Annotated in this window: 24 protein-coding genes; 14 read left to right on the top strand and 10 right to left on the bottom strand. The window is 35.8% G+C overall.

Annotated elements, in window-relative coordinates:
• Positions 1 to 37: 37 nt before the first annotated feature.
• From DZ858_RS03130 to DZ858_RS03100, 7 genes are all read left to right on the top strand, one after another.
• Positions 38 to 820 (top strand): enoyl-CoA hydratase/isomerase family protein, encoded by a 783-nt coding sequence (locus DZ858_RS03130; RefSeq protein WP_117159497.1) that lies wholly within the window; start codon positions 38 to 40, stop codon positions 818 to 820.
• 16 nt (positions 821 to 836) lie between these two features.
• On the top strand, positions 837 to 2,660 hold the full coding sequence (locus DZ858_RS03125; RefSeq protein WP_117158083.1) for a Xaa-Pro dipeptidyl-peptidase: 1,824 nt from the start codon (positions 837 to 839) through the stop codon (positions 2,658 to 2,660).
• A 203-nt stretch (positions 2,661 to 2,863) separates the two neighbouring features.
• Positions 2,864 to 4,423, top strand: coding sequence for a hypothetical protein (locus tag DZ858_RS03120; RefSeq protein ID WP_117158082.1), 1,560 nt, complete (start codon positions 2,864 to 2,866; stop codon positions 4,421 to 4,423).
• An 85-nt stretch (positions 4,424 to 4,508) separates the two neighbouring features.
• Positions 4,509 to 5,585: a PA0069 family radical SAM protein gene (locus DZ858_RS03115; RefSeq protein ID WP_117158081.1), complete on the top strand. Its 1,077-nt coding sequence runs from the start codon at positions 4,509 to 4,511 to the stop codon at positions 5,583 to 5,585.
• A gap of 56 nt (positions 5,586 to 5,641) precedes the next feature.
• Positions 5,642 to 7,357, top strand: coding sequence for a helix-turn-helix domain-containing protein (locus DZ858_RS03110; protein WP_117158080.1), 1,716 nt, complete (start codon positions 5,642 to 5,644; stop codon positions 7,355 to 7,357).
• A 212-nt stretch (positions 7,358 to 7,569) separates the two neighbouring features.
• A complete protein-coding gene (locus DZ858_RS03105; protein ID WP_117158079.1) occupies positions 7,570 to 7,986 on the top strand; it encodes a hypothetical protein in 417 nt (138 codons plus the stop codon).
• A gap of 214 nt (positions 7,987 to 8,200) precedes the next feature.
• The gene (locus DZ858_RS03100) at positions 8,201 to 10,498 is read left to right on the top strand and encodes an alpha/beta hydrolase family protein (protein WP_117158078.1); all 2,298 of its coding nucleotides are present in this window, start codon (positions 8,201 to 8,203) and stop codon (positions 10,496 to 10,498) included.
• A 48-nt stretch (positions 10,499 to 10,546) separates the two neighbouring features.
• On the opposite strand, the gene DZ858_RS03095 is transcribed toward DZ858_RS03100, so the two are convergent.
• From DZ858_RS03095 to DZ858_RS03085, 3 genes are all read right to left on the bottom strand, one after another.
• Complete coding sequence (locus DZ858_RS03095; protein WP_117158077.1) at positions 10,547 to 11,206, bottom strand: HD domain-containing protein; 660 nt, start codon at positions 11,204 to 11,206, stop codon at positions 10,547 to 10,549.
• Positions 11,206 to 11,949: a lysophospholipid acyltransferase family protein gene (locus DZ858_RS03090; RefSeq protein WP_117158076.1), complete on the bottom strand. Its 744-nt coding sequence runs from the start codon at positions 11,947 to 11,949 to the stop codon at positions 11,206 to 11,208. The genes DZ858_RS03095 and DZ858_RS03090 overlap by 1 nt, the downstream gene beginning before the upstream one ends.
• A 115-nt stretch (positions 11,950 to 12,064) precedes the next feature.
• On the bottom strand, positions 12,065 to 12,475 hold the full coding sequence (locus tag DZ858_RS03085; protein WP_117158075.1) for a BrxA/BrxB family bacilliredoxin: 411 nt from the start codon (positions 12,473 to 12,475) through the stop codon (positions 12,065 to 12,067).
• Positions 12,476 to 12,650: 175 nt separating this feature from the next.
• On the opposite strand from DZ858_RS03085, the gene DZ858_RS03080 reads away from it, so the two are divergent.
• The 4 genes from DZ858_RS03080 to DZ858_RS03065 all read left to right on the top strand — a co-directional run bounded on the left by DZ858_RS03080 (position 12,651) and on the right by DZ858_RS03065 (position 18,061).
• Entirely contained in the window at positions 12,651 to 13,394 is a 744-nt protein-coding gene (locus DZ858_RS03080) for a TerB family tellurite resistance protein (RefSeq protein ID WP_117158074.1), read from the top strand.
• A 126-nt stretch (positions 13,395 to 13,520) separates the two neighbouring features.
• Positions 13,521 to 14,306 carry a GLPGLI family protein gene (locus tag DZ858_RS03075; protein ID WP_117158073.1) on the top strand — a complete coding sequence of 262 codons (786 nt, stop codon included), beginning with the start codon at positions 13,521 to 13,523 and terminating at the stop codon, positions 14,304 to 14,306.
• A gap of 264 nt (positions 14,307 to 14,570) precedes the next feature.
• Positions 14,571 to 15,365: a GLPGLI family protein gene (locus DZ858_RS03070; protein ID WP_117158072.1), complete on the top strand. Its 795-nt coding sequence runs from the start codon at positions 14,571 to 14,573 to the stop codon at positions 15,363 to 15,365.
• Positions 15,350 to 18,061, top strand: a complete 2,712-nt coding sequence (locus tag DZ858_RS03065) for a carboxypeptidase-like regulatory domain-containing protein (RefSeq protein WP_117158071.1) — start codon at positions 15,350 to 15,352, stop codon at positions 18,059 to 18,061. Before DZ858_RS03070 ends, DZ858_RS03065 begins: the two co-directional genes overlap by 16 nt.
• Before the next feature lie 6 nt (positions 18,062 to 18,067).
• Here the strand turns inward: DZ858_RS03065 and DZ858_RS03060 are convergent, their stop codons facing one another.
• From DZ858_RS03060 to DZ858_RS03055, 3 genes are read right to left on the bottom strand one after another with little or no spacing between them, the layout of a single operon-like run.
• The gene (locus DZ858_RS03060) at positions 18,068 to 18,550 is read right to left on the bottom strand and encodes a thioredoxin family protein (protein ID WP_117158070.1); all 483 of its coding nucleotides are present in this window, start codon (positions 18,548 to 18,550) and stop codon (positions 18,068 to 18,070) included.
• 1 nt (position 18,551) lies between these two features.
• Complete coding sequence (locus DZ858_RS15270) at positions 18,552 to 19,115, bottom strand: porin family protein (RefSeq protein ID WP_239990709.1); 564 nt, start codon at positions 19,113 to 19,115, stop codon at positions 18,552 to 18,554.
• Complete coding sequence (locus DZ858_RS03055; protein WP_239990708.1) at positions 19,094 to 20,902, bottom strand: TonB-dependent receptor; 1,809 nt, start codon at positions 20,900 to 20,902, stop codon at positions 19,094 to 19,096. The genes DZ858_RS15270 and DZ858_RS03055 overlap by 22 nt, the downstream gene beginning before the upstream one ends.
• A 91-nt stretch (positions 20,903 to 20,993) precedes the next feature.
• Here DZ858_RS03055 and DZ858_RS03050 point away from each other — a divergent pair, with 91 nt between their 5' ends.
• Genes DZ858_RS03050 through DZ858_RS03040 form a run of 3 tightly spaced genes read left to right on the top strand, consistent with a single transcriptional unit; the run spans position 20,994 to position 22,953 of the window.
• Entirely contained in the window at positions 20,994 to 21,653 is a 660-nt protein-coding gene (locus tag DZ858_RS03050; RefSeq protein WP_117158069.1) for a metal-dependent transcriptional regulator, read from the top strand.
• 3 nt (positions 21,654 to 21,656) lie between these two features.
• Positions 21,657 to 22,478, top strand: a complete 822-nt coding sequence (locus DZ858_RS03045; protein WP_117158068.1) for a ZIP family metal transporter — start codon at positions 21,657 to 21,659, stop codon at positions 22,476 to 22,478.
• Positions 22,479 to 22,527: 49 nt separating this feature from the next.
• On the top strand, positions 22,528 to 22,953 hold the full coding sequence (locus tag DZ858_RS03040; protein ID WP_117158067.1) for a hypothetical protein: 426 nt from the start codon (positions 22,528 to 22,530) through the stop codon (positions 22,951 to 22,953).
• Here the strand turns inward: DZ858_RS03040 and DZ858_RS15120 are convergent.
• From DZ858_RS15120 to DZ858_RS03025, 4 genes are all read right to left on the bottom strand, one after another.
• Entirely contained in the window at positions 22,950 to 23,111 is a 162-nt protein-coding gene (locus DZ858_RS15120; RefSeq protein WP_147309565.1) for an ATP synthase subunit B family protein, read from the bottom strand. The genes DZ858_RS03040 and DZ858_RS15120 overlap by 4 nt on opposite strands.
• An 80-nt stretch (positions 23,112 to 23,191) precedes the next feature.
• Positions 23,192 to 25,291: a ferrous iron transport protein B gene (feoB, locus tag DZ858_RS03035; RefSeq protein WP_117158066.1), complete on the bottom strand. Its 2,100-nt coding sequence runs from the start codon at positions 25,289 to 25,291 to the stop codon at positions 23,192 to 23,194.
• Positions 25,292 to 25,294: 3 nt separating this feature from the next.
• Entirely contained in the window at positions 25,295 to 25,519 is a 225-nt protein-coding gene (locus tag DZ858_RS03030) for a FeoA family protein (protein WP_394340444.1), read from the bottom strand.
• Between the two features lie 110 nt (positions 25,520 to 25,629).
• Positions 25,630 to 26,301, bottom strand: coding sequence for an SCO family protein (locus DZ858_RS03025; protein WP_117158064.1), 672 nt, complete (start codon positions 26,299 to 26,301; stop codon positions 25,630 to 25,632).
• Positions 26,302 to 26,436 lie beyond the last annotated feature (135 nt).

The raw sequence follows: 26,436 nt of genomic DNA, 5'->3' as shown, positions 1-26,436 counted from the left end.
TTTTTGCACTAACAAAAAAACTGAAAAAGATTTAAATATGAAATTTGAAAACCTAGCTTACGAACACGATAATGGGATTACTACTATTACCATTGATCGTCCTAAGAAACTAAACGCCCTTAACCAGGCTACAATACAAGAACTGCACGAAGCTTTTAAAGAAGCAGAAGATGATTTTAACACCAAAATAATTGTCATTACTGGCAGTGGTGAAAAAGCATTTGTTGCCGGTGCTGATATTAATGAATTTGCTGGCTATTCAGTAGTACAAGGAGAGCAATTAGCAGCAAAAGGACAAGCTAAGTTATTCGATTTTGTCGCACATCTTTCTACTCCGGTAATTGCCGTTGTTAATGGATTCGCTTTAGGAGGAGGACTAGAATTGGCGATGGCGGCACATTTCAGAATTGCTAGTGATAATGCTAAAATGGGACTTCCAGAAGTCTCATTAGGAGTAATTCCCGGTTATGGAGGTACGCAGCGCTTACCACAATTGGTGGGAAAAGGACGTGCCATGGAAATGATTATGAGTGCCGGAATGATTGATGCTGCACAAGCATTGGAATATGGATTAGTAAACCATGTAACGTCCCAAGAAGAAGTAATGGATTTGGCCTTGAGAATTGCTGGGAAAATTATGAAAAACTCATCGGTAGCAATCGCATCGGCCATTGCCTCGATCAACGCTGGATTTGAAGCAGGAGAAAATGGATTTGAAACCGAAATCACAGAATTTGGAAAATGCTTTGGCACCGCAGATTTTAAAGAAGGGACGAGTGCGTTTTTAGAAAAGCGTAAACCGAAATTTCCAGGACAATAATCAAAATGAAATTATAATGATAAAATACTTTTTATTACTTATCATTTGGTCGTCTACTTGTACGTTGATCGCCCAAGAAAAAGTAAAACCAATCTTTAAAGACGGCGAGGCACAGATTGTCACGGCTTTTGAGAATCCAAAAGATTGGATTCGGGAAGACCTTTGGGTAGAAACAACATTTGATACCGATGGCGATAACAAGATGGATAGGATGCACGTAGCTATTACACGGCCCAAACAAACAGAAACTGAAGGGTTGAAGTTGCCTGTTGTATATGAGTCTAGTCCTTATTTTGCAGGCGTAGCCCCCAATGTGGAAGGTGCTTTTCACGATGTAAAGCACGAATTAGGTGATTTAGGAAAAGAAATTGTCCATCCTTCAGTAAAAAGAAAGGGTGAGCGACCTATCATTTCAAATTCAAAAATAAATACTTGGGTGCCTAGAGGATATATTGTAGTGCATTCTTCCTCTCCAGGAACAGGTCTTTCACAAGGATCTCCAACAGTTGGCGGGGATAATGAATCATTAGCTCCTAAAGCAGTAATCGATTGGCTAAACGGTCGTGCAAAAGGCTACAAAACACCATACGGAGACGAAGAGGTAAAAGCGTATTGGACGACGGGAAAAGTTGGTATGACAGGTACATCGTACAACGGAACGTTGCCACTTGCGGCTGCTACAACCGGTGTTGAAGGCTTAGAAGCAATCATTCCTATTGCACCGAACACTTCTTATTACCATTATTATAGATCTAACGGGTTAGTGCGTTCTCCTGGTGGATATTTAGGAGAAGATGTGGATGTTTTGTATGATTTTATACATAGTGGTGATGAATCTAAACGAGCGTATGCAGATTCTGTGTACCGTGATACCGAAATACGAAATGGGATTGACCGTAAAACAGGTGACTATAATGAATTCTGGGCTGGGCGCGATTATTTAAACGATATGAAACCAATGAAAGCCGCTTTACTAATGTCGCACGGTTTTAACGATTGGAACGTGATGCCCGAGCATAGTTACCGTATTTACAAAGCTGCAGAAGAAATGGGGCTGCCTACAAAAATTTATTACCATCAATACGGCCACGGTGGGCCACCACCAGTATCGATGATGAACCGTTGGTTTACAAAATACCTTTTCGGAATTGACAATGGGGCCGAAAAAGGACCGAAAGCCTATATTGTTCGTGAAAATGATTCAAACGATAATCCAACAGCTTATGCTAATTATCCAAATCCTGATGCCGAAAACGTTACGCTATACTTACAAAAAGACGGTCTTAAAACAGGGAGCTTAACCAACAAAAAGGGAAAAAAACAAGGTAAACAAACCTTGATTGATGATTATACGCTTTCGGGCGATTCGTTAGCACAACTAGCAAACTCTAAGCACCGTTTGTTATTTGTAACCCCTATTTTAAAGGAAGACGTTCATCTTTCGGGTTTATCAACCTTGAAGATAAAATTAGCCAGCAGCAAATCTGCGGCAAACTTGTCCGTTTGGATGGTTTCTTTGCCTTGGAACAAAGAAAAGAAAGCTAAAATAACAGACAATATTATCACAAGAGGCTGGGCAGATCCCCAAAACTATAAATCCCTAACCGAGAGTGAACCTTTAAAACCTGGCAAATTTTATGAACTTTCATTCGATCTTATTCCAGACGATCAAGTAATTCCAGCCGGACAGCAATTTGGATTGATGATTTTTTCTAGCGACAACAAATTCACGCTTTTGCCAGAACCTGGCACGGAATTAACCATCGACTTAGACGAAACAAATATTGAAATTCCAGTAGTGGGTGGAAAGGAAAAATTTCAGAAAGCTCTAAAGGAGTAAAACTTGTTTAGAAGAACTTAAGCCAAAATTTCCAAGGAAATAAAAAGGGTTTTGTTAAAAACACGAATTTATATAAAGACCTCAACTATAACGTACTGTAGTTGAGGTTTATTTCTTTTTAAAATGTGATATGTTTAATCATTTAAAATTTTAAAAAGAAAAATTTTTATATTTTGTGGCTTTATTCACACAAAAACTAACCAATGAAAAATTTTATTACTGTAATTGCAATGCTGGTCTGCTCCTTCCTCATTGCACAAAACGATCCTGTTTCAATAGCTAAAAGCGAAATTTTTAAAGACAAGAAAAAACATACCGAACTTGTGTTTTCAGAAGATGATGGGCAAGGAGGTGTCGTTACCGTACGAATGTTTTATGGAGGTCTATTAAAAACTCCAAGAGGATATTATATAGAACATTTCGATTCTGATCTAAACTTAAAAAGCAATACAGAAATAGAAGTTGATCAAAGTGAAATTGAAGGCATATTAGTAAGGGATGGAAAAGTGCACCTTTTTGAAAAGAAATTCGGTGACGAATATTTCGAAATTAATAGATTAACATCCAATGTAGAAAAATTAAATTTCTCTTCTAGCTTGTTACTTAAAATAGATCAAGATGATATTAAAAAATACTTCGCAATAGGTATAGGCGCATTATTATTTAATAATGGAGCTGCTCAAGGTGACAACGATTCATTTGGAGAGGTAACTTTTTCTAAAGATAAAAATTTTATGGCCTTTAATTTCGACATAAAGGATAAGGATAATGAAGTACATAGAATATATGTATTCAATAAAAATTTCGAGAAAGTATTTGAAAAAGAATTTACTAAAAACATTAAGGATAAATATTTTGAATATGAAAATGTAACTGTAGATGATACAAACGGAACTGTTTACTTTTTAGGAAAAACCTATAAAGGCGAATCTAAACGTAAAAAGAAAAAAGGAAAAATAAACTATCATTACGAGTTGTATAAAATTAATAAAGAAGAACAAAAAATGATATCGTTTGAGACCGATGAACACTTTGTAGCTTCGTTAACAACGGTTAAAGCAGGGTCATTTTTATCATGTGTAGGTTTTTACTCTGAAAAAAAAGAAAGTCGTTATAAAGGTGTAATTCGATATAACATTAACACAGCAGATTTTACATTACAAGAGAAATCATTCCAACCCTTTACGGAACAGTTTATTATTGACAAATATGGAAAGAAAAAAGATAAGGAGCTTTCTTCGCTTCGATATCGTGGAATATTCTTAGATGAAAATACAGGTGATATTGTGTTAAATGCTGAAGAATATTTTTTTACGCAACGTATGAATATGAATATGGGCTCAACAAGTACCTATTATCACTATAATGATATTGTGTCTATAAAAATTGATGCAAAGGGAACATTGGAGTGGGCAAGAAATATAAATAAAAAGCAAACATCGATGAATCCTAGTTTTAACGAGGAGTCTTATACATCTACTTATAAAGATGGTAATGTATATATTTTTCTAAATGGATCTAAAAAAGTAAAGAAGATACGAAATGATCGTATTGAATTTAAAGATGCCAGAGCAAAGAAGAAAAACCTTTATCTAATTGAAATAAATGGAGAAGGCAGTTTCGATTACTCAATTATTCAAACCGACGATCAACTTGAGGTGCCTTTATACGTGAGTCAAGGTACATTGCTAGATGAGGGAGAAGATGTTATTTTCTTAGGAAGAAAAAATAAGAAGAAACAATTAGTTAAAGTTTCTATTTAAAAGGAATAAATCCAATATAAAAAGGAATATTTCCATTATTTAAATTAACTTTGGAGTATTCATTATCTACTTCAAAGTTTTTTTTATGTCCAATTATGAAAATCATATAAAAGGTCGCGGCGCACAAAAGCGAGTTCACAACCGGTTTTTTGAATTGAGCCATGAACTTCGGGACGACTTTTTAAACTATTGTGAAGCCGAAGGTGAGGAAGCCGATGCCAATAAAACCAAGTATATTGATGTGTTTCCTAAAACCTTCGTCAATAAAGTGGACAGTCCCGATGTGGGGATGGGGTATTCGGCCAATCCATATCAAGGCTGTGAACACGGTTGTGTGTATTGTTATGCTCGAAACAGCCACGAATATTGGGGGTACGGCGCCGGTCTCGATTTTGAACGGACCATTTTAGTAAAAAAGAATGCTCCCGAATTGCTAGAGAAAAAACTAAAAAGTAAATCCTGGGAACCAAAAACCATCGTTTTTAGCGGAAATACCGATTGCTACCAACCTATTGAGCGAAAACTTCAGATAACTCGAAAATGTCTTGAAGTAATGCTAAAATGGAAACACCCAACTGGAATTATTACCAAAAACGCTTTGTTATTGCGTGATTTAGATATCCTGAAAGAAATGGCAAAGCTGAATATTATTTCAGTAAATATTTCAATCACATCGCTGTCCGAAGAAACCCGTCGGTTATTAGAGCCTAGAACGGCAAGTATAAAGCAACGGTTAAAAGCAGTTGAGGTGCTTTCAGAACATGGTATTCCTGTCCGCGTGATGATGGCGCCAATTATTCCTTCATTAAACAGTCATGAAATACTTCCGTTGGTTAAGAAGGTTTCAGAATTAGGAGCAAAAGGGGTTTCGTACACTATTGTTCGGCTTAATGGTCAAATAGCCACTATTTTTGAAGATTGGGCACGTAAAACCATACCAGACCGAGCCGAACGCATTCTCAATCAAATAGCAGAATGCCATGGCGGCACATTAAACGATAGTCAATGGGGTAGACGCATGCGCGGAGAAGGAACAATAGCCAAACAAATAAAAAATACGATGACGATTGCTAAAAATAAGTACTTAAACGATAGAGAGATACCTTCTTTAGACTCAAAGCACTATTTGGATTTAAAAAATCCACAAATGCGTTTATTTTAATTGGTATATTTGGCATCAAAGTGTTACAAAAATAGCTTTTTAGCTACTCACATTTTATGAGATATTACCTACTCCTTTTTTTCGCCATCACATTTGTGTCTTCTTCATTTTCACAGACCGAAGAGGAGCTATCTCAACTTTCTTTTGATGCTATTAGGGATTCCATTCATAAATATGAGTTTTCTAATATGCCGAAAGCTATCAAAGCTTCTGAAGCTTATATTTTAAAAGGAAAAAGAGAAGATGACAAAACCGAAGAATGGTTAGGGATGGAGTCTGTAGTCTTAATCTATGTTAATTTCAGAATGTATAAAGAGGCTAATGAACAATCTGAAAAAACACTTGCCTTTGCCCGAGAAAACAATCTTCCAAAAAAGGAGATGAGAGCACTTACATTGCTTGGTGATCTTCAAAAAATAGCAACAACTGTTGATAAACAACTTTACTATTATAATGAGTTGTTGAAACTTGCAAAAGCCCAAAATGATGAACAATATAGGGAGATAGCACTTAATAAAATAGCTGGTGTTCAGGACTTAAGCGGAAATACCGAAAAAGCCATAACCATTCGAAAAAAATCACTGAAGTATTACCAAAACAAACCGTTAGATTCTAATTTCACTCAAATAAAAAAGAACAGTGCTATTGTTTCACTATATGGGAGCTTAGCGTTTTCACACATAAAATTAGAACAAATAGACTCCGCAAAATTATATAACGAATACGTTAAACAATTTCAAGAAAAGGAACTTGATTCTTGCTTTTTAGGTTTTTCTTATAGTATAGACGCAGAGATAGCCTATAAAGAAAAAAAGTTTGAAACCGCTAGAAAAGCTTATAGAAAAGCATACACAATTTGTCCTAGCGAATATGACTTAATTCAACTAAATAAAGCGTATGCTTTCGGTAAAATAGAAGTTGGTGCAAAAAATTATCATGAGGCAATTAGAATATTACAACAAGGTCTTGATGATTATCAAGTAACTGCTGCAGAAGAGGGTTTCATGAGGGATTATTACGAAAAACTAGCTGAAGCCTATAAACACACAGGCGATTTTGAAAGGGCAAGTTACTATTTTGAAAAATACCTTACCACACAAGCTGAATTTAATAAACTAAAAGAAAGTGCCAAGGAGAGCTTTATTAAAAAAGAAAGAGCCGCTTTCAAAGAAGATTTTGATGCGTTGGTTACCGAAAAAGAAAAAAGCCAATCAAAACTCAACTATCTATTGCTAGGAGGCTCTATAATTATTTTAATACTTCTGTTTCTATTGCTGAAGTTTTATCGAAATAAGAAAGCGAACGAAGCCAAATTCGAGGCTTTATTGGCAAAAATTAAAGCTGCAGAGAAACCCGAAGACATTATTGATACTAAGGACGAAGAACTTGAAGAAAAAAATAACACCGATATACCTGAAGAAACCAAGCAGCAAATTCTCAACGGCCTCAAAAAACTAGAAGAAAAGGAATACTTTTTAAACCAAGATTGTAACTCATACAATGTTGCCAAAAAAATAAACACCAATACATCATATCTTTCTAAAGTGATTAATTCTCATTTCGGAAAAAACTTCAATACCTATATTAATGATCTTCGTATTAATTATACCATTGTCCGGTTAAAGGACGATGTTATTTTCAGATCCTATTCCATTCAATCCATCGCTGAAGAAGTAGGTTATAAATCTGCCGATTCGTTTACGAAATACTTCAAAAAAGACACAGGATTAAATCCTTCTTTCTACATTAAAGAGATTAGAAATATCGCCTAAAAACCGGTTTCGCACCCTAAATTTATAAAAATGGGGTTTGCAGTATTATCAGGATTTTATTTCTCTAAAAAAAGCTTATAATCCACTGTTTAAAGTGTATTTCACAGTTTTGTTGCCACCCCAATTTCCTAAAACTGGGGTAGCTTCTCTTTTTATATTGTGCATTGTGTTGCAGATTTGTTTTCAGAAAGTAACCACTAAAACTTTTTATTATGAAAACACGAAACAAAACGAAAAGTACAAAAAAGTTAATCCTAAAATTATTGATAGGGTTTATAATAGGAATCTCCTTTGGTTTCGGGATTGGCAAAATGGTAAAGTCTAATACAAAACGTATTAATTCAATTGAAACCACACTTCAGCAAAACTGTAATTGTGAGAATATAGAATCTGGAAATAGTTATACTGGAATTCAATTCAGTAAAAGTGATGGCATCAGTAATACTAAATTAAATTTCACATTAATGAATTGCGATTTTACTTCTTCCTCAGAAAAAGAAGCAAAAAGATTGAATGATATTTTAATAGACAAAGTGGAAGATTATAATACAGTAGATTTTATCACTTTTCACTTCAAATCAGGAGAGAAAAACGAAACCGTAAAAATCAAGAACGGAACCATTTTATAATCAAAGACAATTCAAAAACCAAGCGATTTTATGGTTCATAGCCTACGCTTTAACAAGATATATATTTATAACTCAATGCATACACTTACAAAACCATTAAAAATGAAAAATAAAACTACAAAACGTATTAAACTTATAAAGTTTGCCATTGGCATCTTAATAGGTGTAACAATTTATCTATTTATTCAACTAATCTTTTAAAACCCACAAAATTATGACAACACTTGTAAAATATTCAATAGTACTGGCGATACTCTTATTTGGAGCGTCGGCACAAGCTCAAAAATTAGATGGCTCTTACAGTGGCACTCTTGATGTTCAAGGAATGCAAATGGAGTTGATTTTTAATATCACACCAACTGAAGACGGCTATGATGCAACCTTAGATGTTCCTGCTCAAGGAGCATCGGGAATCGAACTTGATTCGGTAGTTTTGCAGGATGATACTGTGACTATTACATCGGCTAAAATGAAAATGACCTACACAGGGAAATTGACCGAAAATGGCATGGATGGAACCTACGAACAAATGGGAAAAGAATACCCACTAACATTCAAGAAAACTGTGAAGACAAAACCAGGAAACACGACATTACCATCTACTGAAGCTGAATTAGATAAACTTGCTGCAAAAGAAAAAGGTGATTATAAATACTCTGTAGAAGATTATTTTACAACTCCAGAAGCTTTTTCGTTTAAGCTTTCCCCTAACGGAAAATACATCGCTTATATGAAACGTAGAAAGTCTGGAGAGCGTGACCTATATTTAAAAGAAACCGCAACACAAAAAGAAACGCTCATGAAAAAGCAAGAAGAAGATTTAATTCGTGGCTTTTCGTGGGCAAACAACGACCGTATTTTATACCTTCAAGATAAGGGCGGTGATGAAAACTACCATGTGTATGGAGTAGATGTTACGGGTGAAAACGACAAGGAACTGACTCCTTTTGATGGTGTACGAGTTAACATCATCGAAAGCTTAAAAGAGGATGAAGACCACGTAATTGTACAGATGAATAAGGACAATCTGCAACAGGAAGAGCCGTATCGCCTGAATATAAACACCGGAGAAGTAACCAAATTATACACTGTACAAGCAGGCGACCCACCAGTTGCTGGTTATAATTTTGACCGTAAGGGTAACTTACGAGCCATAAACCGCATTGTAGACGGTGTTAAAACGGAACTATTGTACAAGATTGACGGCGAATTTAAGCAGGTAAAACTTACTGATTTTGGTGATACGTTTGGCATTTCTTCTTTTAATCCGAATACCGAAAATCCAGATGATGCTTATGTAATCTCCAACCTTGATGGTGATAAAATTGAGATTCAACTGTACGATTTAAAGAAAGACAAAAAAATAAAAACAGTTTTTAGTAATGATACGTTTGACGTTTCAGGTATGTCGCTTTCCAGAAAACGTAATTACGAAATAGACTATTATAGTTATACAGGTGAAAAATCTGTGATTACTCCTGTTAGTAATACGTATAAAAAAATCTATAAACGACTTCAAAAAGAGTTTGGTGATAAGCAGTTTTTTACTGTTGGCAGAACTGATGATGAGTCGAAATATATGGTAGCTGTTACCAGTGATAAAATTGTAGGAGAGTATTATTTGTACGATGTAGAAAAAGATAATGTTACCTTATTGTACAAGTTGTTGCCACAGCTAAAAGCAGAAGATATGGCAAGCATGAAGCCCATTACCTTTAAAAGTCGTGATGGACTTACTATCCACGGATATATTACGTTACCCGATGACTATAAAAAAGGACAAAAAGTACCATTAATTGTAAATCCACACGGAGGTCCACAAGGTGTTCGTGATAATTGGGGCTTTAACCCAGAAGCACAGTTGTTTGCAAGTCGTGGTTACGCAACATTGCACGTAAACTTTAGAGTGTCTGGCGGCTATGGAAAAGAATTTTTAAAAGCCGGTTTTGGACAAATAGGCCGTAAAGCAATGGACGATGTAGAAGACGGTGTTGATTATGTGGTAGAACAAGGTTGGGTAGATAAAGACCGTGTAGCTATTTATGGAGGAAGTCACGGTGGATATGCTGTATTGCGTGGCATGACAAAAACACCAGACAAATATGCTTGTGGTGTAGATTATGTTGGAGTAAGTAATTTAAATACTTTTATGGAAACCATTCCTCCATACTGGGAAAAGTACCGTGAGTTACTATATAAAATCTGGTACAATCCAAACAATCCAGAAGAGAAAGCGATTATGGACGAAATATCTCCAGCATTGCACGTAGATAAAATAAAGAATCCATTATTGGTAGTACAAGGTGCAAATGATCCTCGTGTGAATATAAATGAAGCTGATCAAATTGTAGAAACGCTAAGAAAAAAAGGCGTAGAAGTACCGTATATGGTGAAATACGATGAAGGACACGGATTTGGTAAAGAAGAAAACAGATTGGATCTATACAATGCCATGATGGGCTTTTTCGCAGAGCACCTTAAGGTTGAAAAAACAAGTCCTGTTAAAGGATAACCATTAATTTATTTGAATATTTAAAATGCCGGTACTCATGTATCGGCATTATTTTTTTCCATCCCATTCTGCATAAAACTGTTGCAGAAATGTTTCCATAAACATATGTCTATCAGCGGCGATACGCCGTCCGGTTTTAGTATTCATTCGGTCTTTTAAAAGCAACAATTTTTCGTAAAAATGATTGATGGTTGGGGCTTCTGAAGCTTTATATTCAGCAGGAGACATCTGTAAATTAGGTTGTATGTCAGGGTTGTAAAGCGATCTATTTTTAAATCCGCCGTAATTGAAGGTACGAGCAATACCAATAGCTCCCAAAGCGTCTAACCGATCGGCATCTTGAACCACCGCTAATTCTTTAGAGTGAAAAGCCTGTGCTTTATTTCCACCTTTAAATGAAATATTCTTGATTATTTGCACTACGTGTTCAATAATTTCTTCGGAAACATCTTCCGAAGCTAAAAATTCAGTTGCTTTTTTGGGACCAACTGTCTCATCACCATTGTGAAATTTTGAGTCTGCAATGTCGTGTAACAAAGCGCCTAAAGCTACAATTAAAGTGCCTACTTGCTCAGTTTGCGAAATATGCATCGCATTTTTATAAACCCGCTCTATGTGAAACCAATCGTGACCGCCTTCGGCATCTTTCAATTCATTTTTCACAAAAGTGATTGTGTTTTCTATGAGTGTTTCTGAAATACTATTCATTATACAGTAATACTCGATTTAACTTGCGTCTCAACTAGATCAATTAGTGCTTCGGGTTCGTGTTCTGAAACTTTTAAGGAAGGGTGCACAATTAACTGCATTTTAACCCCAATAGGAATAGGGAACATGCCGTGACGTTGTAATTTCCAGGAATGACTAATGCTAACCGGTAGCACATAGGCGTCAGGTGCTTTTTTAAATAGCGTGAGCAATCCTGTTTTTCTGAAGGGTTTTGGGTTTCCGTCTTTACTGCGGGTTCCTTCAGGAAAAATAACAACACTTCTGTTGTATTTTGAAACGTATTTGGCAATTTTAATAATCTCACCAGCGGCTTGCCTTGGATTTTTTCGGTCTATCAACACACTTCCGCCGTGTTTTAAGTTATAGGATATCGACGGAATTCCTTTTCCTAATTCAATTTTGGAAATAAATTTTGGATGGTATTTCCGTAGGAACCAAATAATAGGCGAAATATCCCACATGCTTTGATGATTGGAAACCATGATAATTGGAACGTTGTTGGGAATACTCGAATTGATAGTAACATCGAAAGTGGTTCCTAATAAGTTTAGACACCGTAAAATGACCCAGTTGAAACAATCAACACTTTTTTTATGAGCCTCATACCCAAAAATATTAAAACAAATCCATTGAATGGGATGGAAAATAAGGAGGTTTAACCCAAAAAAAAGGTAAAAGATAACCGATAATGGATAGCTTAAAATATGTAAAAGTTGCTTCATAGTTTATCAAAAGTAAAAAAAACCATTGTCCCTTCGACTACGCTCAGGGACCAAAATGGTTTTTTTTAATATGAATTTTTATCTTCCTCCCCTTTGAGGAGGATCGAGGAGTGGATTAACAATGTTCGTCAAATGCTCCTTTTAAGTTTTCAGCAATCATATCTGCTGGGCGACCTTCAATATGGTGGCGCTCTAGCATATGTACTAACTCTCCGTTTTTAAACAAGGCCATAGAAGGCGAACTTGGAGGGAACGGTACCATTTGTGCTCTGGCAGCATCAACCGCTTCCCGGTCAACTCCTGCAAACACAGTTACCAAATTATCGGGTGTTTTTGCATTTTGAAGCGACATGCGGGCTCCAGGGCGTGCATTGGCAGCAGCACAACCACAAACCGAATTTACCACAACTAAGGTGGTTCCTTCTTTCTGCATGGCTTGCTTTACATCTTCTTCAGTGAACAGTTCGGAAAAACCAATGTTAGTAAGGTCTTCACGCATAGGTTTTACTAATTCCGGTGGATACATAATATATTGAATTTAAGTGTGTAACAATTTTTCACAAAGATAACTAATTTTTAACGGGTTTACGGTTAAGTAACCCGAAGTCTGAAATACCCAATAAGGAATGTTAGGTTCGTTATTGGGTAGTGCAGGAAATGGTTATCTTTGGTCGCAATTTTTATAAGAAATTACAAGAAGTATGATTCGTTGGTTTGCAGCTTTTATTGGCTATATGGTGTATCGGTTTCCCGGCGCTATTGTTGGATTTTTAATAGGAAGCCTATTAGATAATTTTATTGGTGGAAAAAAATCCGGAGGTAGTTTTCAGAGGGCCTTTCAGCAACAGCAAAGTGGACGTGTTACTCCAGCCGATTTTGAACTCAACTTACTCTCTTTGGCATCTTTGGTCATCAAAGCCGATGGACAAGTAAGCCAACAAGAATTGGACTATGTTCGCAAGTATTTTGTTCAAGCTTACGGAAGGGAACGTGCCAATGCCACGTTTCGGGTTTTTAATGACGTTATAAAAAAACGGGAAATTTCTGCTGCAAAGATCTGTAATATGTTTCGCCAGCGTATGCGGTACGAATCCCGCTTACAAGTGCTTCACTTTCTCTTTAGTATTGCGAATGCAGATGGACGTGTAAGTGAACTGGAAGTACGGAAGATAAATGAAATTTCGGGTTACTTAGGAGTTTCAGCGCGTGATTTTTCCAGTATAAAAGCCATGTTCTTTAAAAATCCGGACAGTGCTTACAAGATTTTGGAAATTGACCGAACCGCTACTGATTCTGAGGTTAAAAAAGCCTACCGCACGATGGCTAAAAAATATCATCCCGACAAGCTACAGCACATGGACGAAGCCTACCAAAAAGGAGCCGAAGAAAAATTCAGGAAGGTTCAAGATGCATATGAGCAATTGCAGAAGGAGCGCGGATTTTAAGATACATTTTTTAGGTAAATTTATTGAATATTAGATCTTGTAAAATACATACTTGCAACAGTTGGTGGTTTTACTCGTCTTTAAGATGCTAACCATTTTTTAAAACGCCTAAAAATTTCGACCTGTATGAAGTATTTATACGTTACTCTTCTATTATTATTCTGTGTTACAACTTTTTCGCAAACAGGAAAAATTACTTACACAAGCACTCTTAATTTTTCCGGTTCGCCTTTAACCCAAGGTAAAAACAACTTGTATTTTACTAAGCAAGGTTCGCTTTATAAAAGTGAAAAAGACGATAAACCTAAAAAAAAGAATATAAATAAAAACAACGACCCCAATGTTGAGGAAATTCATATTGGTATTGAAAGTGATTCCTTGGGCAACCTATATTACTACGACCTTACCACCCGAAATTTTACCATACGGGAAGCTCTTTTCGAGAATTTCAAAATGAAGTTCTATGTTTATGAAGATAAAGGCCCCAAGCAAATAGCTTGGAAATTAGAGGGTAAATTTAAAACCATCTCGGGTTATAACTGCCAAAAAGCAATAGGTGATTTTAGGGGTCGTAGCTATGAGGCCTGGTTTACCCCTGAAATAGCCTTACCGTATGGCCCATGGAAATTTGTAGGGTTGCCTGGCCTGATTTTGGAAGTGTACGATTTAAAGAAGGAAGTATACTTTGCTGCCGAAGACATAAAAATCCCTTTTAAACAAGCCAATACTTGGGTGAAAAAACCAAGCGATGATCCAAAAATAAGCCATAAAGAATTTATAACGGCAAAGCATGATGTTACAAACAAAATTGTCAAGGCTTTAAAAGCCCGTATGCCCAAAGACCATAAAATGACGTCTGTAAAAACCATTAAAAGTGATATAGAACTGGAGTACGAGTGGGAAAAAGAATAAACACGCAAAAAACGACTAATAAACATAAAAACGTAATTTTTTGACTAAAAATTGATTAAAAAGCTATATTTTGAAGTTAAAATAGTATTAAATACAAAAATTAAACTACTATCGCCTTTTCTACCGACAGATTTAAAAATGCATGAAAGCTATCTTAAAAAAAATTAGGCAAGAGGTAATAATAGAATACTGAATACACTTGTAAACATTATAATTTTTATAAAGGTAAATAGAAGATTTCTTTTAGACTGAAACATTAAATTTATGAAATATTTATTTATTCTTTTTTTTTCCTCTTCTATATTGATGGCCCAAAATGGAAAAATAACCTATACATCTGCCATTAATTTAAATGGCTCACGCTTTAAAGAAACAAAAAAAGATCTGTTGTTTAATAAAATGGCTTCTTTATACCAAAAGCAGCCAAAAAGTAGAGCGAAGACTAAAAAAAATAGCGTAACGGAAAAACAGACATCAAGTACAAATAAAGAAGTTAACATATATATAAGCGTTAATAATGATTCGATAGGGAATCAGTATTATTATAACTTAAAAGACAAAACCTTTCTTTGCAGAGGGTCTGTAACAGAGAATCTTAAGTTGAAATTTTACATTTATGAGGACAAGGGAGCTGCTAAAATACTGTGGAAACTGCAAAATGACTTTAAAACCATTTCGGGATACAATTGCCAAAAAGCAACTGGTAATTTTAGGGGACGTAGTTATGAAGCTTGGTTTACTCCCGAAATTCCATTACCGTATGGCCCCTGGAAACTTGTTGGATTACCAGGTTTAATTTTAGAAGTGTACGATTTAAATAAACAAGTTTACTTTTCAGCAGATGAAATTAGTATTCCATTTAAAGAAAACACTAATTTACTAAAAGCTCCTAATAATGGTAAAAAAATTGGTCATAGAGAATTTATTAAAAAAAGAACTGAGAGAACTGATAAAATTTCTAAAGCCATTCTATCGCGTATGCCACAGGGATCAAAAACTGTGATTAATAAAATAGAGATTAACGCTATAGAAATGGAGTTCGAGTGGGAAAAAGAATAAAGAAATACTTTACAACAACTTTATATTACCTAATACTTTTTGTATCGGGCAATAGTGTTTATTCGCAAAGCGTGGTAAGCGGCACCGTGACCGACACTTTACAACAGCCAGTTGCCTTTGCCAATGTTTTTTTAAAACCTAACAACAGTGATGCCATCATTGCCTTTTCCACCACTCAAGAAGATGGCACCTATAAAATAACAACCGATAAAACTGGAGATTTTCAACTTAGTTTCAGCTCTATATCCTATACAACCAAAACTGTTCCTGTTAGTTTGCAAAAAGACGAAACCAAAACAGTCAATGCGGTTTTAAACGAAGCCACTTTTGCGCTGGACGAGGTAATCATTAATAACGACAAAGCCATAACAGTAAAAGAGGATACGATTATTTATAATGCCGATTCGTTTAAACAAGGCACCGAGGAAACCGTGGAAGATTTGTTAAAAAACCTACCGGGTGTCGAGGTGGAAAACGATGGCACCGTAAAAGTGGGTGGCAAAAAAGTGGAAAAAGTAATGGTGGAAGGCGACGATCTTTTTGAAAAAGGCTATAAGCTACTAACCAAAAACTTAGACGCCTCGGTGGTGGACAAAGTTGAAGTATATGAAAAATATTCCAGCAACCGCTTGCTTAAAAACATTGAAGAAAGCGATAAAGTAGCCCTCAACCTAACCTTGACCAAAGAGGCAAAAAACCAATTGTTTGGGGTAGTACGACCGGGATACGGATTAGGGTATAAAAATAAATACGATAGCAAGGCAAACTTGATTTCGTTTCGGGAAAAAAGCAAGTACTATTTGTTTGCCAATTTCAATAACATAGGCGAAAATGTTACCGGTGACATCGATCAACTATTGGGCGAAGGGCAACAAAATAGTTTTGTAACGAACAATGACGGTGGCGAAGCAGTTTCATTTATAAATCTCTTTAGGAAACCCAACGATATTGGCGATGCCCGTACCAACTTTAACAATGCCGAAATGGGTTCGCTCACTAATATCCAAAACCTTAGCGATAAGGTTAAACTGAAAACAATCGGGTTTTTCAATTGGGATGAGCGTGATTTTTTCAAAAATAAAACGGAAAATTATTTTTTGCCTACGGGTGATTTTACCAATACCGAAAATTATAGTCTGCGCGGCAAACAGTTTACAGGATTTGGAAAAACGACTTTAACCTACGATATTTCCAAAACAAAATCATTTGAATATTCTGGTGATTACAACAGCACCGACTTGGATACGGGTTCCAATTTATTGTTTAATAATTCCCCATCCAACGAACGCTTGAACGAGTATCAATTTTCAACCCACCAAAATCTAACATATACCCATAAGTTTAAAAAGAACCAGGTTTTTTTATTGACCGGGATGTATCTTTTTGATAGAAAACCACAAGATTATACCAATAACCGCTTTTTATTTGATGGGTTGTTTATGCCTGAAGAAACAGTTGATGGCGTTTTTCAGGATAGCGAACACAGTTTGCATTCGGCCAAGGTAGAAGCGAGCCTTTTTAACCGGAAAGACAATGGCGATTTGTTTAAGTTGGATGCTGGGCTTGATTACCAGGACAACCAATATAAATCCAGTTTTCAATTAGAAAACGATGAAAATACGCAACACATAAATCCCACTGGTTTTCAAAATAGTTTGACCTATCAATTGTTCAGCGGGTATGTACGTTCCAGTTACCGTCGTGAATTTGGAAATTTTGCCCTTACGGGAAATCTTGAACTGCGGCAACATATTAATTCATTAAAAAACCGGGAAGGATCTCAAAATAAAAGCCCCTTTTTTATAAACCCTGAAATCATTTTAGACTGGCAACCCAATGACAAAAATAAACTCATTTCTTCTTTCAAGTTTGAACAAGAAAACCCAAGCCTCCCAAACATAAACGATGACTTTGTTTTAAAACGCTATAATTACTTTTCAAAAGGAGTTGCCACCTTAGAGCCTTTAAAAACTTCTACGTTTTTAGTAAATTACACGCTTGGTCATTACTTGAGTACGTTTTTTTCGAACACTACTTTTTATTATAAAAAATACCACGATTATTTTGCATCCAACTCGGTGATTACACCCAATTTTACAACCAGAGAGTTGGTGCGGCTGGAAGACAGAGATCTACTGAATATTCAAACGGAAGGAAATATTTACTTTGCAGCCCTTAATTCAAATTTGAAATTAAAAGGCGGATTTTCAACACAGAAATATCAAAACAGTGTAAATAAAAATTTTAGAGATGTAGAACTTCAAACCTATACCTACGGAATGGAAGTCCGATCTGCTTTTTCAGGTCCGTTTAATTTTCACATTGGGACTGAATGGTTTGAAAGTGTCTTTAAAACAACCCAAAAATCTACATCATTCACAGGCAAGCAAACAAACATGACCAACAAAAGTTTTTTGGATTTGATTTATAAACCATTTAAAAAACTGAATATTTCAGCAAATGGTGAACGTTACTTTTTTGATAACTTAGACAGCGATAACAACACCTATTATTTTATGGATATGGAAGCAAAATATACTGTCCTTAAAAATAAATTATCATTTTCTGTGGAAGGAAAAAACCTCTTCAATATCAAAAACTTCAATAACATAAACATTGACGATACAGGAATCATTAGTACACAGTATCGCTTGTTACCACGATTTGTTTTACTAAAAATGAGGGTTAGGTTTTAAAAACACTCAATTATTAAGAAGTTCCATCATCTTTTTAGGGCTTATATATTCAAAAACCCGATGGGTTACTGCAAAATCTTTATCTAGAAAAATGGTGGCGGGTAGTGAAAAAGGAACTTCTTCTCGGGATGCAAAAAGGGTTGCGATGTCGTGAACGGGATTTCGCTTGGTTTTAGCTTCCGTATTATTAAAAATCACTCCGTCAAAAACAACCGCTTGGGTTGTTTCAGTATTAAATTTTACTGCATAAAAACCACTATTTATTTTCTGAATTATTTCTGGCTTTTTAAAAGCTGCTTGCTCCATTTTTTTACAATACACACACCAATCTGCATAGAAAAACAACACCACTTTTTTGGGTTTAACCGAAAGAGAATCGTTTAATTGCTCGAACGTAACCCAGTTGATAGCTTCTGTTTTTTGAGCTTTAATTTCTTCAGAAGAAAATAGTAAAACCAATAGCGTTATTAAAAATAATGACTGTTTCATCTTAATGTAATTTTCCGAAAGTGATACCTATAAAAAAAGTTCGAGGCGCGTTGGGACCATAGATGTAATCTGAATCTCGGGTAGGACCTTTATCAAAGTCATCTTGATAGCTGTTAAAAATGTTTTTTACTCCAGCCGAAAAGGTGGTCTGAAAATCTTCAGAAAAATCTATATGGGTGTCAAACTTGATATTCATATCAAGAAAAGGATTTACGTCATTCAATTTTAAAAATCCAGTATTACTTATTACACGTGGCACCGTCATGGCCCCAGTGTAATTTCCAGTAAGGTATACGCTAAAAACTTCGGAAGGAAGCCACGATAAGTTCGCATAACCATACACATTTGGATTCCGTACAAACTCATCAATTATAATATCATTTTCCCCTGCAGTACCGTCACTTTCAAATAAAAGTTGAGGTTCTTTGTATTTTGATTTCTGAACGGTCCCTCCTAATTGAAATTGCCACTTTTTTGAAGGCGAAAGCCCTACTTCAAAATTGGTTCCAAATACTTCAGCTCCCGATCCATTTCGTACTTCTTCTACAATAGAACCATTAGGCAAAGGGTTCCCGTGCTTACAATGGTAAAAGGGTTTTTTAAATCTGTATAAAATCCTTCCAGTAAAAAATCGGTTTGCACTTTGTTGAAGTCTTTTGAATAATTTAAAGATGCTGTATAGGCATTGGAATATTCGGTTTTTAGGTTTTCAGAAAGAATGACAAATTGGGGCTCACCACCAACCGATGAAATGTGCAAATCTTCATTAAAAGCTTGAGGCGCCCGGAATCCTCGTGCATACCCTCCTCTAAATTTTAAATCATCTGTAAATTCATAGGCTATGGTTAATCGCGGGCTTAATGAGGATTGGCTGAGGTTTACATTTCGTTCTATGGTGTTAACTCGATACGTTCCATCTACGGATACATTGTCAAATCTGGCTCCCAATAAAGCCGTAAATGCATCGGTAGGTTTCCATTCGTATTGACTGTAAACCCCCACACTAGCAACCGATTGATCGATTAACCGATTATATCCTGCGATAATATCTTCGGTAGTGCTAAAATTATATTCGGCTCCCGAGGTTAATACATCGTCATTTTTAAAAGTTTTGGTATGTTGAAGTCCGTTAACAATCGCCAAATCGGTAGTATTTCCGAAGGCATTATTGGCTAAAATACTATCCTGCTTGGTTCTTCCACCGCCTAAACCACCATAATAACTATCGCGTTGGGTGTAGGATGCAGAGGTATATATTGAATATTTATTGGTGTAGTCTTTACTATTAAGTTCATATTCAGCACCACCTGTAAAAGTATCGTGGTCTAATTGCTCGGTAATGTCAGTAAATTGAGGGGCGAGGTCTAATTTATTTCCACCTCTCCTAAACTCCCTGATGGCCGTTAAATTTAAAGTTACTCTACTTCTGTCTGTAGGTTTTATAAACGCTTTGGCTCCTACAGTGTTATTGGTGAGTTTCGTAATTTCGGTAAAACCATCGTCATTGGCATCATAAGCATCTCGGCTTCTATAATTCCCAAAGAGGGTAATACCACTATTTAAATTGTCTGCCACTACCGAAGTATTAAAACTCACGACGCGATCGGGTTGTTCACCATTGATGAGCGAGAGGGAACTCCCAATTTCCCAAGTGTTTAAAACCGGGTCTTTTGTAATAACATTTACGGTTCCAGCAATCGCATTCGATCCAAATAAAGCGGAACCGCCACTCCTAACCACTTCTACGCGCTCTATTGTGTTTGTCGGTATTTGCTCTAAACCATAAACACCCAAAAGCGATGTAAATATAGCACGGCTGTTTACCAATATTTGAGTATAACCGCCATCGAGTCCGTTAAGGCGAACCTGAGTAAATCCACAATTTTGGCAGTTGGTCTCAACGCGTACACCTGGTGCGTAATTTAAACCATCGGCCAGTGATAAAGATTGGGTAGCTTTTAATAATTTAGGGTTCAACGTAGATACCACAACTGGGGCTTTCTTGCGGTTTACTCTATTTCGAGTGGCACTTACTACAATTTGTTCTAAACCTAGAAGATCTTCTTTGAGGGTAAAAGACATTTCATTGATACCTTCTGAAATATAAATCTGTTTAGAAAAGGTTTTATATCCAACTGATGAAATATTTATTTGATAAGAGCCCTTCTTAAGTTTTATGGAATACGTTCCATCTTCCTCTGCATTGACTCCTCTTGTTTCCGGACCTTTTAATTGAATAGTTGCAAATGAGAGCGGTTCATTTCCAGTATTAATAGTTCCTTTTAAAGTTGCAGTTTGTGAGAGACTCAATAAAGGAATAAGAATGATTACAAAAAACCATATAATTTTCATAGATGTTAATTTTATTTTGCAACAAAGTTAAATTAAATTTTAGATAAGACTAAAATATTGTTTATTAAATTTAAAAATGTATTTTTGCCATATGAAATACAGTCTTTCTGAAGAAAATTATTTAAAAGCGATTTATCATTTAGAGAAAATCGCTGCAACTGGAGTTGCTACTAACGCTATTGCCGAGCAAATGGAGACTAAACCATCTTCGGTAACCGATATGGTTAAAAGGCTTTCGGAAAAGGAATTAGTGAACTATATAAAGTATCAAGGGGTTACGCTAACTGAAAAAGGAAAAAAAACAGCTTTAACCATCATTCGGAAACACCGTCTGTGGGAAGTTTTTTTAGTTGATAAACTGAATTTTCATTGGGATCAAGTCCACGAAATTGCTGAACAATTAGAGCATATTCATTCTGAAGAACTAATTTCTAGACTTGATAAATTTTTAGGAGAACCAGATTTTGACCCACACGGAGACCCTATTCCTGATAAAGATGGAAATATAAAACGTACTGAGAAAAAGCTTTTATCAGATTTAAAGAAAAACCAAGGTGGAGTTTGTGTAGGAGTGAAAGAATCAAGTCCTGAGTTTCTTCAGTATTTAGATAAAAAGAAAATTACGATAGGTACTAAAATTCACGTTTTAGGAAAAGAATTTTTCGATGGTTCTATGGTTATTCAGGTAGGCAAAGACCAATCTTTTATATCGAAAAAAACGGCTGAAAATTTATATGTACAAACCAATTAAAGTATGGAATCAATAATAGAATATTTTCAATCGATAGATCCCATTTTAGCGGCTTTATACGCTACTTTGTTTACTTGGGGCTTAACAGCACTAGGAGCCGCTTTGGTGTTCTTTTTTAAGAATATGAACCGTACTGTTTTAGATGGAATGTTAGGGTTTACAGGTGGTGTTATGGTAGCAGCAAGTTTTTGGAGTTTATTAGCGCCAGGTATTGAAATGAGCCCTGGCGAAGGGTTTGTAAAAGTGATACCCGCGGCGGTAGGATTTTTATTAGGAGCTTTATTTTTGTTTGGCTTGGACAAAGTATTACCACACTTACACATAAACTTTAAAGAGTCCGAAAAGGAAGGAATAAAAACACCTTGGCATAAAACGACCTTGTTGACTTTGGCTATTACCTTACACAACATTCCTGAAGGATTGGCTGTAGGTGTGTTATTTGGAGGAGTCGCTGCTGGGTTTGATGGCGCTACTATTGGGGGTGCTGTTGCACTTGCAATGGGTATTGGTTTGCAAAATTTCCCTGAAGGCATTGCTGTTTCCATGCCACTACGCGGAATGGGCATGAGTAGAAGGAAAAGTTTTATGTACGGACAAGCTTCTGCTATTGTAGAGCCTATCGCAGCTGTTCTTGGAGCCTGGGCAGTATTAACGTTTCAACCTATTTTACCATATGCATTGGCTTTTGCAGCAGGTGCAATGATTTTTGTGGTTATTGAAGAGGTAGTGCCTGAAACACAACGAGCTGGTAATGCAGATATCGCAACACTCGGTTTTATTGGAGGTTTTATAATAATGATGACACTAGACGTTGGACTTGGGTAATCTATTTGGCAATATTTCTTTACCTTTAAAATTGAAAAATAGGATTAGTATGAAAAAGATAGTTGCTTTATTGCTTTTAACCATTTCAACAACGGTTTTTTCACAGCAAAACGTAGATAAGCCAATAAAGGTGCCAAAAATTGCCATGAAAATAGCTTTAGGAGAAACTGTTAAAACCAATGGTCATTCCATAACTTTTCTTGAAGTATTAGAAGATTCCCGTTGTCCTATAAACGTTACCTGTATTTGGGAAGGTCGAGTAAAGGTAAAAGTTAAGGTCGAAGCAGAAGGGGTAGATGCCAAGACGGAAAAATTAATTTTTGGGGCTACGAAATCAGGGGAGAATAAAAATCATACATTTTTCTCTTCGGAAACAATAAAACTTGAGGGAATGAAAGTAATGCCTTATCCTAATACAGAGAAAGAGAAAATAGATAATGGATATACGCTTTTAATTTGTGCGTATAAAAATTAGTGACAACCACAATCATTTTTACCACACTTAGTGTTGCCTCCATCAAAAGTTCCTGTAGTGGTTTGCCTTCTTTTTTCAGTTAGAGGGCTCCATACAAATTTCTTCAGCAAATAGCCTGCTGCGATTAAAAAAGTTATAAGTACCAATATCGTCTGCATAATCTTATTGTTTTTTAATTTCTAATAGCATTTTTTGGTCGAAACCTCTTTTATAACCTAACGTTAGGTTATAACTTCATTTATTTTAATAGTTGATAGGCCGCCAACGCTAATACATAAGCAATACCGCTCATGATAAATAATTGGTAAGTAGGCCATTTCCAACTGTTTGTTTCCCGTTTTACAATTGCCAGAGTACTCATACATTGCATAGCGAAAGCATAAAATAGCAATAACGAAACACCACTCGCAAAATTGAATAACGGAGTGCCTAAAACAGGATTTGTTTCGGCTGCCATACGATTTTTAATAGTTTCTTCTTCTTCACTACCCACACTATAAATAGTGGCAAGTGTACCTACAAAAACTTCACGTGCGGCGAACGAACTTACAATTGCGATTCCTATTTTCCAGTCATATCCTAATGGTCGTACGGCAGGTTCAATGCCTTTACCCATCATACCAATATAAGAATTCTCTAACTTAAAGGAAGCTATTTTAGTGTCTATCTCTTCTTGAGTAAGATTTTGCCCACTACTCTCAGCAGTTACAATTTCTTCAGCATTATTAAAATCTCCAGGTCCATAGGAAGCTAATACCCATAATATAATAGAAATTGCTAAAATAATTTTACCAGCACCTAAAACAAAGGACTTTGTCTTTTCAACTACAGTAATCAATACGTTTTTAGGTAGCGGAATTTTATAATTGGGCATTTCAATAACAAAAAATGAACGCCCTGGTATTTTCAAAAATTTATCTAATAACCAAGCCGAGCCAATTGCAGCGCCAAAGCCTATTAAGTACATAATCATTAAGGTGATTCCTTGTAGGCTGAATATGCCTAAAACACGTTCGTCGGGAATTACCAAAGCAATTATAATTAGGTATACCGGTAACCGAGCTGAACAGGTGGTAAAAGGCGTAACTAAAATAGTGATTAATCGTTCTTTCCAATTTTCAATGTTTCGGGTGGCCATAATCGCCGGAATAGCACATGCAGTACCCGAAACTAACGGAACGACACTCTTACCACTCAATCCAAAACGGCGCATAATTCGATCCATTAAAAAGACGACACGGCTCATATAGCCAGTTTCTTCTAAAATGGAAATAAAGAGGAATAGAAAGGCAATTTGTGGAATAAAAATCACGATACCGCCTATTCCTGGAATGATTCCTTCAGCTATTAAATTGGTAAAATCACCTGGTGGAAGCGAATTTTTTATCCATTCACTGAAGGAGGCAAAAGTATTATCAATAAAATCCATTGGGTAACTACTCCAATCAAAGATAGCTTGAAAAATAAGCATGAGAATGGCGAAAAAGATAACATAACCCCACACTTTATGAGTAAGGATGCGATCCATTCGGCTTCTAAAGTCTTTCGCATTTGCCGTATCAACAGTCAGGGTGTCTTTTAACACACCATTTATAAACTGATAACGGACAATGGTTTCTTTTTGCTGAAGCCGTTTCAGGTTGCTTTTCGATTCGGTTTGAAAACCAGTAACCCCTTTTAGTTCATTCCTTGTTAATGTTCCGAAGTTAACATCTTGCGTAATGACCAACCAAAGTTTATATAACTCTTGATTAGGGAACGCTTTCCGTAGTCTTTCAAAATATTCAGGTGCAATTCTGGAGGCATTTAAACACGGCTTAGTAGAAAGCAGGCTGTAATTTGTAATAAGCTCTTTAAGGTTGTCAAACCCTTCATTTTTACGAGAACTTACTAGGGCAATTTTGGTTTCTAGTTTTTGTTCAAGCGCATCAATGTCTAGAGAAATGGCCTTGCGCTTCATTCTATCGGCCATATTAATGGCAAGAACGGCAGGAATACCTAAATCTTTTATTTGGGTAAAGAGTAGAAGGTTTCTTTTTAAGTTTTCTATATCGGCTACGACCACTGCTACATCTGGAAAATCTTTGTCATTTTTGTTGAGCAGTAACTCAATCACTACATTTTCGTCAACTGAAGAAGCATTTAAACTATAAGTTCCAGGAAGATCAATAATATGAGCTTTTAAGCCACGATCCAATTTACAAAGCCCTTGTTTTTTTTCAACAGTGATTCCTGGATAATTCCCTACTTTTTGATTTAACCCTGTTAAGCGATTAAAAACAGAGGTTTTCCCTGTATTCGGGTTTCCAATAAGTGCTACATTAATTTGCCTAGCCATAGATTACAATAATTCAATTTCAATAAGTGCAGCAGTTTCTTTCCTAATAGCTAAATGGCTTCCATTAATGTTGAGATACATTGGGTCTTGAAAAGGAGCTGATTGTACCAATGCCACTTCATTGCCGGGCAAGCAGCCCATTTCGAGCAATTTCAAAGGGACGTGTTCTACCGAAAACTCTTTAATGATAGCCCGTTGCCCTTTTTTAAGTGTGGCGATTGTGTTCATTATCTTTATTTAGATTGATTTTAAACAACGCAAAAATAAGGGAATTAGGATTGCTTTGCAAGGTTTTAAAGTGATAAAGTAATCTTTTGGAAGCGGTTTAAATGAATGCGTTATTTTTCTTTTTCTAATATTTTAATATCCTCCATTATTTCTTCAATGGCTTCGGGGTCTGTACCATCGTAAAATCCGCGAATACGCTTCTTTTTATCGACCAACACAAAGTTTTCAGTGTGGATTAAATCGTACTCATTATATGGCATGTCTTTAGCGGCGAGGTATGATTTTCGAGCCAAATCGTAGATTTCTTTTTTGTCACCAGTAACTAAGTTCCATTTTTTATCGTTCACCCCTTTTTCCAAAGCATATTTTTTAAGCTGTGCCACGGTATCTACTTTTGGGGTAACCGAATGTGAAAGTAGCATAATTTCAGGATCATTTTTTACTTTTTCCTGAATTTTAACCATATGATCTGTCATTATTGGGCAAATGGTTTGGCAGGTAGTAAAAAAGAAATCGGCTACATATATTTTATCTTTATAATCCTCTTGGGTAATGGTTTGCCCGTTTTGATTGGTCAATGAAAAATTTGCAATCTCATGGTATTTTTTAACGTGTTGAATGGTTGTGTCAACCAGTTCAGCCGTAACATCATTGGGCTGATAAATGGGTAAGGTTTTCCCGTCATCAATAGTGTAAACATTATAAATAATAGTGATGATAATGGCAGAAAGAACAAGCATCACGATGCCAAAAAACTTATATTTTGAAAAAAATTGAAGCATGTTATATGTATAATTTAGGCAAAATTACTGCCTAATAAACAAATGGTAAAGTTGTAAGCGTTAAAAGTTTTAGAAGACGCTCTTAGTAGTTTTTTATTAATTTTTGTAAGCGGTTATAAAAGATTACTTTTGTAC

It is taken from the genome of Marixanthomonas ophiurae (assembly GCF_003413745.1).
GTDB classification, from domain to species: domain Bacteria; phylum Bacteroidota; class Bacteroidia; order Flavobacteriales; family Flavobacteriaceae; genus Marixanthomonas; species Marixanthomonas ophiurae.
The sequence above is the reverse complement of the archived record's forward strand: the minus strand, read 5'-3'. Positions and strand labels throughout refer to the sequence as shown.

Bases quoted from the DNA above. Each gene is read 5' to 3' on its own strand.
- DZ858_RS03130 (WP_117159497.1), top strand. From the start codon at position 38: ATGAAATTTGAAAACCTAGCTTACGAACACGATAATGGGATTACTACT.
- DZ858_RS03125 (WP_117158083.1), top strand. From the start codon at position 837: ATGATAAAATACTTTTTATTACTTATCATTTGGTCGTCTACTTGTACG.
- DZ858_RS03120 (WP_117158082.1), top strand. From the start codon at position 2,864: ATGAAAAATTTTATTACTGTAATTGCAATGCTGGTCTGCTCCTTCCTC.
- DZ858_RS03115 (WP_117158081.1), top strand. From the start codon at position 4,509: ATGTCCAATTATGAAAATCATATAAAAGGTCGCGGCGCACAAAAGCGA.
- DZ858_RS03110 (WP_117158080.1), top strand. From the start codon at position 5,642: ATGAGATATTACCTACTCCTTTTTTTCGCCATCACATTTGTGTCTTCT.
- DZ858_RS03105 (WP_117158079.1), top strand. From the start codon at position 7,570: ATGAAAACACGAAACAAAACGAAAAGTACAAAAAAGTTAATCCTAAAA.
- DZ858_RS03100 (WP_117158078.1), top strand. From the start codon at position 8,201: ATGACAACACTTGTAAAATATTCAATAGTACTGGCGATACTCTTATTT.
- DZ858_RS03095 (WP_117158077.1), bottom strand. From the start codon at position 11,206: ATGAATAGTATTTCAGAAACACTCATAGAAAACACAATCACTTTTGTG.
- DZ858_RS03090 (WP_117158076.1), bottom strand. From the start codon at position 11,949: ATGAAGCAACTTTTACATATTTTAAGCTATCCATTATCGGTTATCTTT.
- DZ858_RS03085 (WP_117158075.1), bottom strand. From the start codon at position 12,475: ATGTATCCACCGGAATTAGTAAAACCTATGCGTGAAGACCTTACTAAC.
- DZ858_RS03080 (WP_117158074.1), top strand. From the start codon at position 12,651: ATGATTCGTTGGTTTGCAGCTTTTATTGGCTATATGGTGTATCGGTTT.
- DZ858_RS03075 (WP_117158073.1), top strand. From the start codon at position 13,521: ATGAAGTATTTATACGTTACTCTTCTATTATTATTCTGTGTTACAACT.
- DZ858_RS03070 (WP_117158072.1), top strand. From the start codon at position 14,571: ATGAAATATTTATTTATTCTTTTTTTTTCCTCTTCTATATTGATGGCC.
- DZ858_RS03060 (WP_117158070.1), bottom strand. From the start codon at position 18,550: ATGAAACAGTCATTATTTTTAATAACGCTATTGGTTTTACTATTTTCT.
- DZ858_RS03055 (WP_239990708.1), bottom strand. From the start codon at position 20,902: ATGAAAATTATATGGTTTTTTGTAATCATTCTTATTCCTTTATTGAGT.
- DZ858_RS03050 (WP_117158069.1), top strand. From the start codon at position 20,994: ATGAAATACAGTCTTTCTGAAGAAAATTATTTAAAAGCGATTTATCAT.
- DZ858_RS03045 (WP_117158068.1), top strand. From the start codon at position 21,657: ATGGAATCAATAATAGAATATTTTCAATCGATAGATCCCATTTTAGCG.
- DZ858_RS03040 (WP_117158067.1), top strand. From the start codon at position 22,528: ATGAAAAAGATAGTTGCTTTATTGCTTTTAACCATTTCAACAACGGTT.
- DZ858_RS15120 (WP_147309565.1), bottom strand. From the start codon at position 23,111: ATGCAGACGATATTGGTACTTATAACTTTTTTAATCGCAGCAGGCTAT.
- feoB (WP_117158066.1), bottom strand. From the start codon at position 25,291: ATGGCTAGGCAAATTAATGTAGCACTTATTGGAAACCCGAATACAGGG.
- DZ858_RS03030 (WP_394340444.1), bottom strand. From the start codon at position 25,519: ATGAACACAATCGCCACACTTAAAAAAGGGCAACGGGCTATCATTAAA.
- DZ858_RS03025 (WP_117158064.1), bottom strand. From the start codon at position 26,301: ATGCTTCAATTTTTTTCAAAATATAAGTTTTTTGGCATCGTGATGCTT.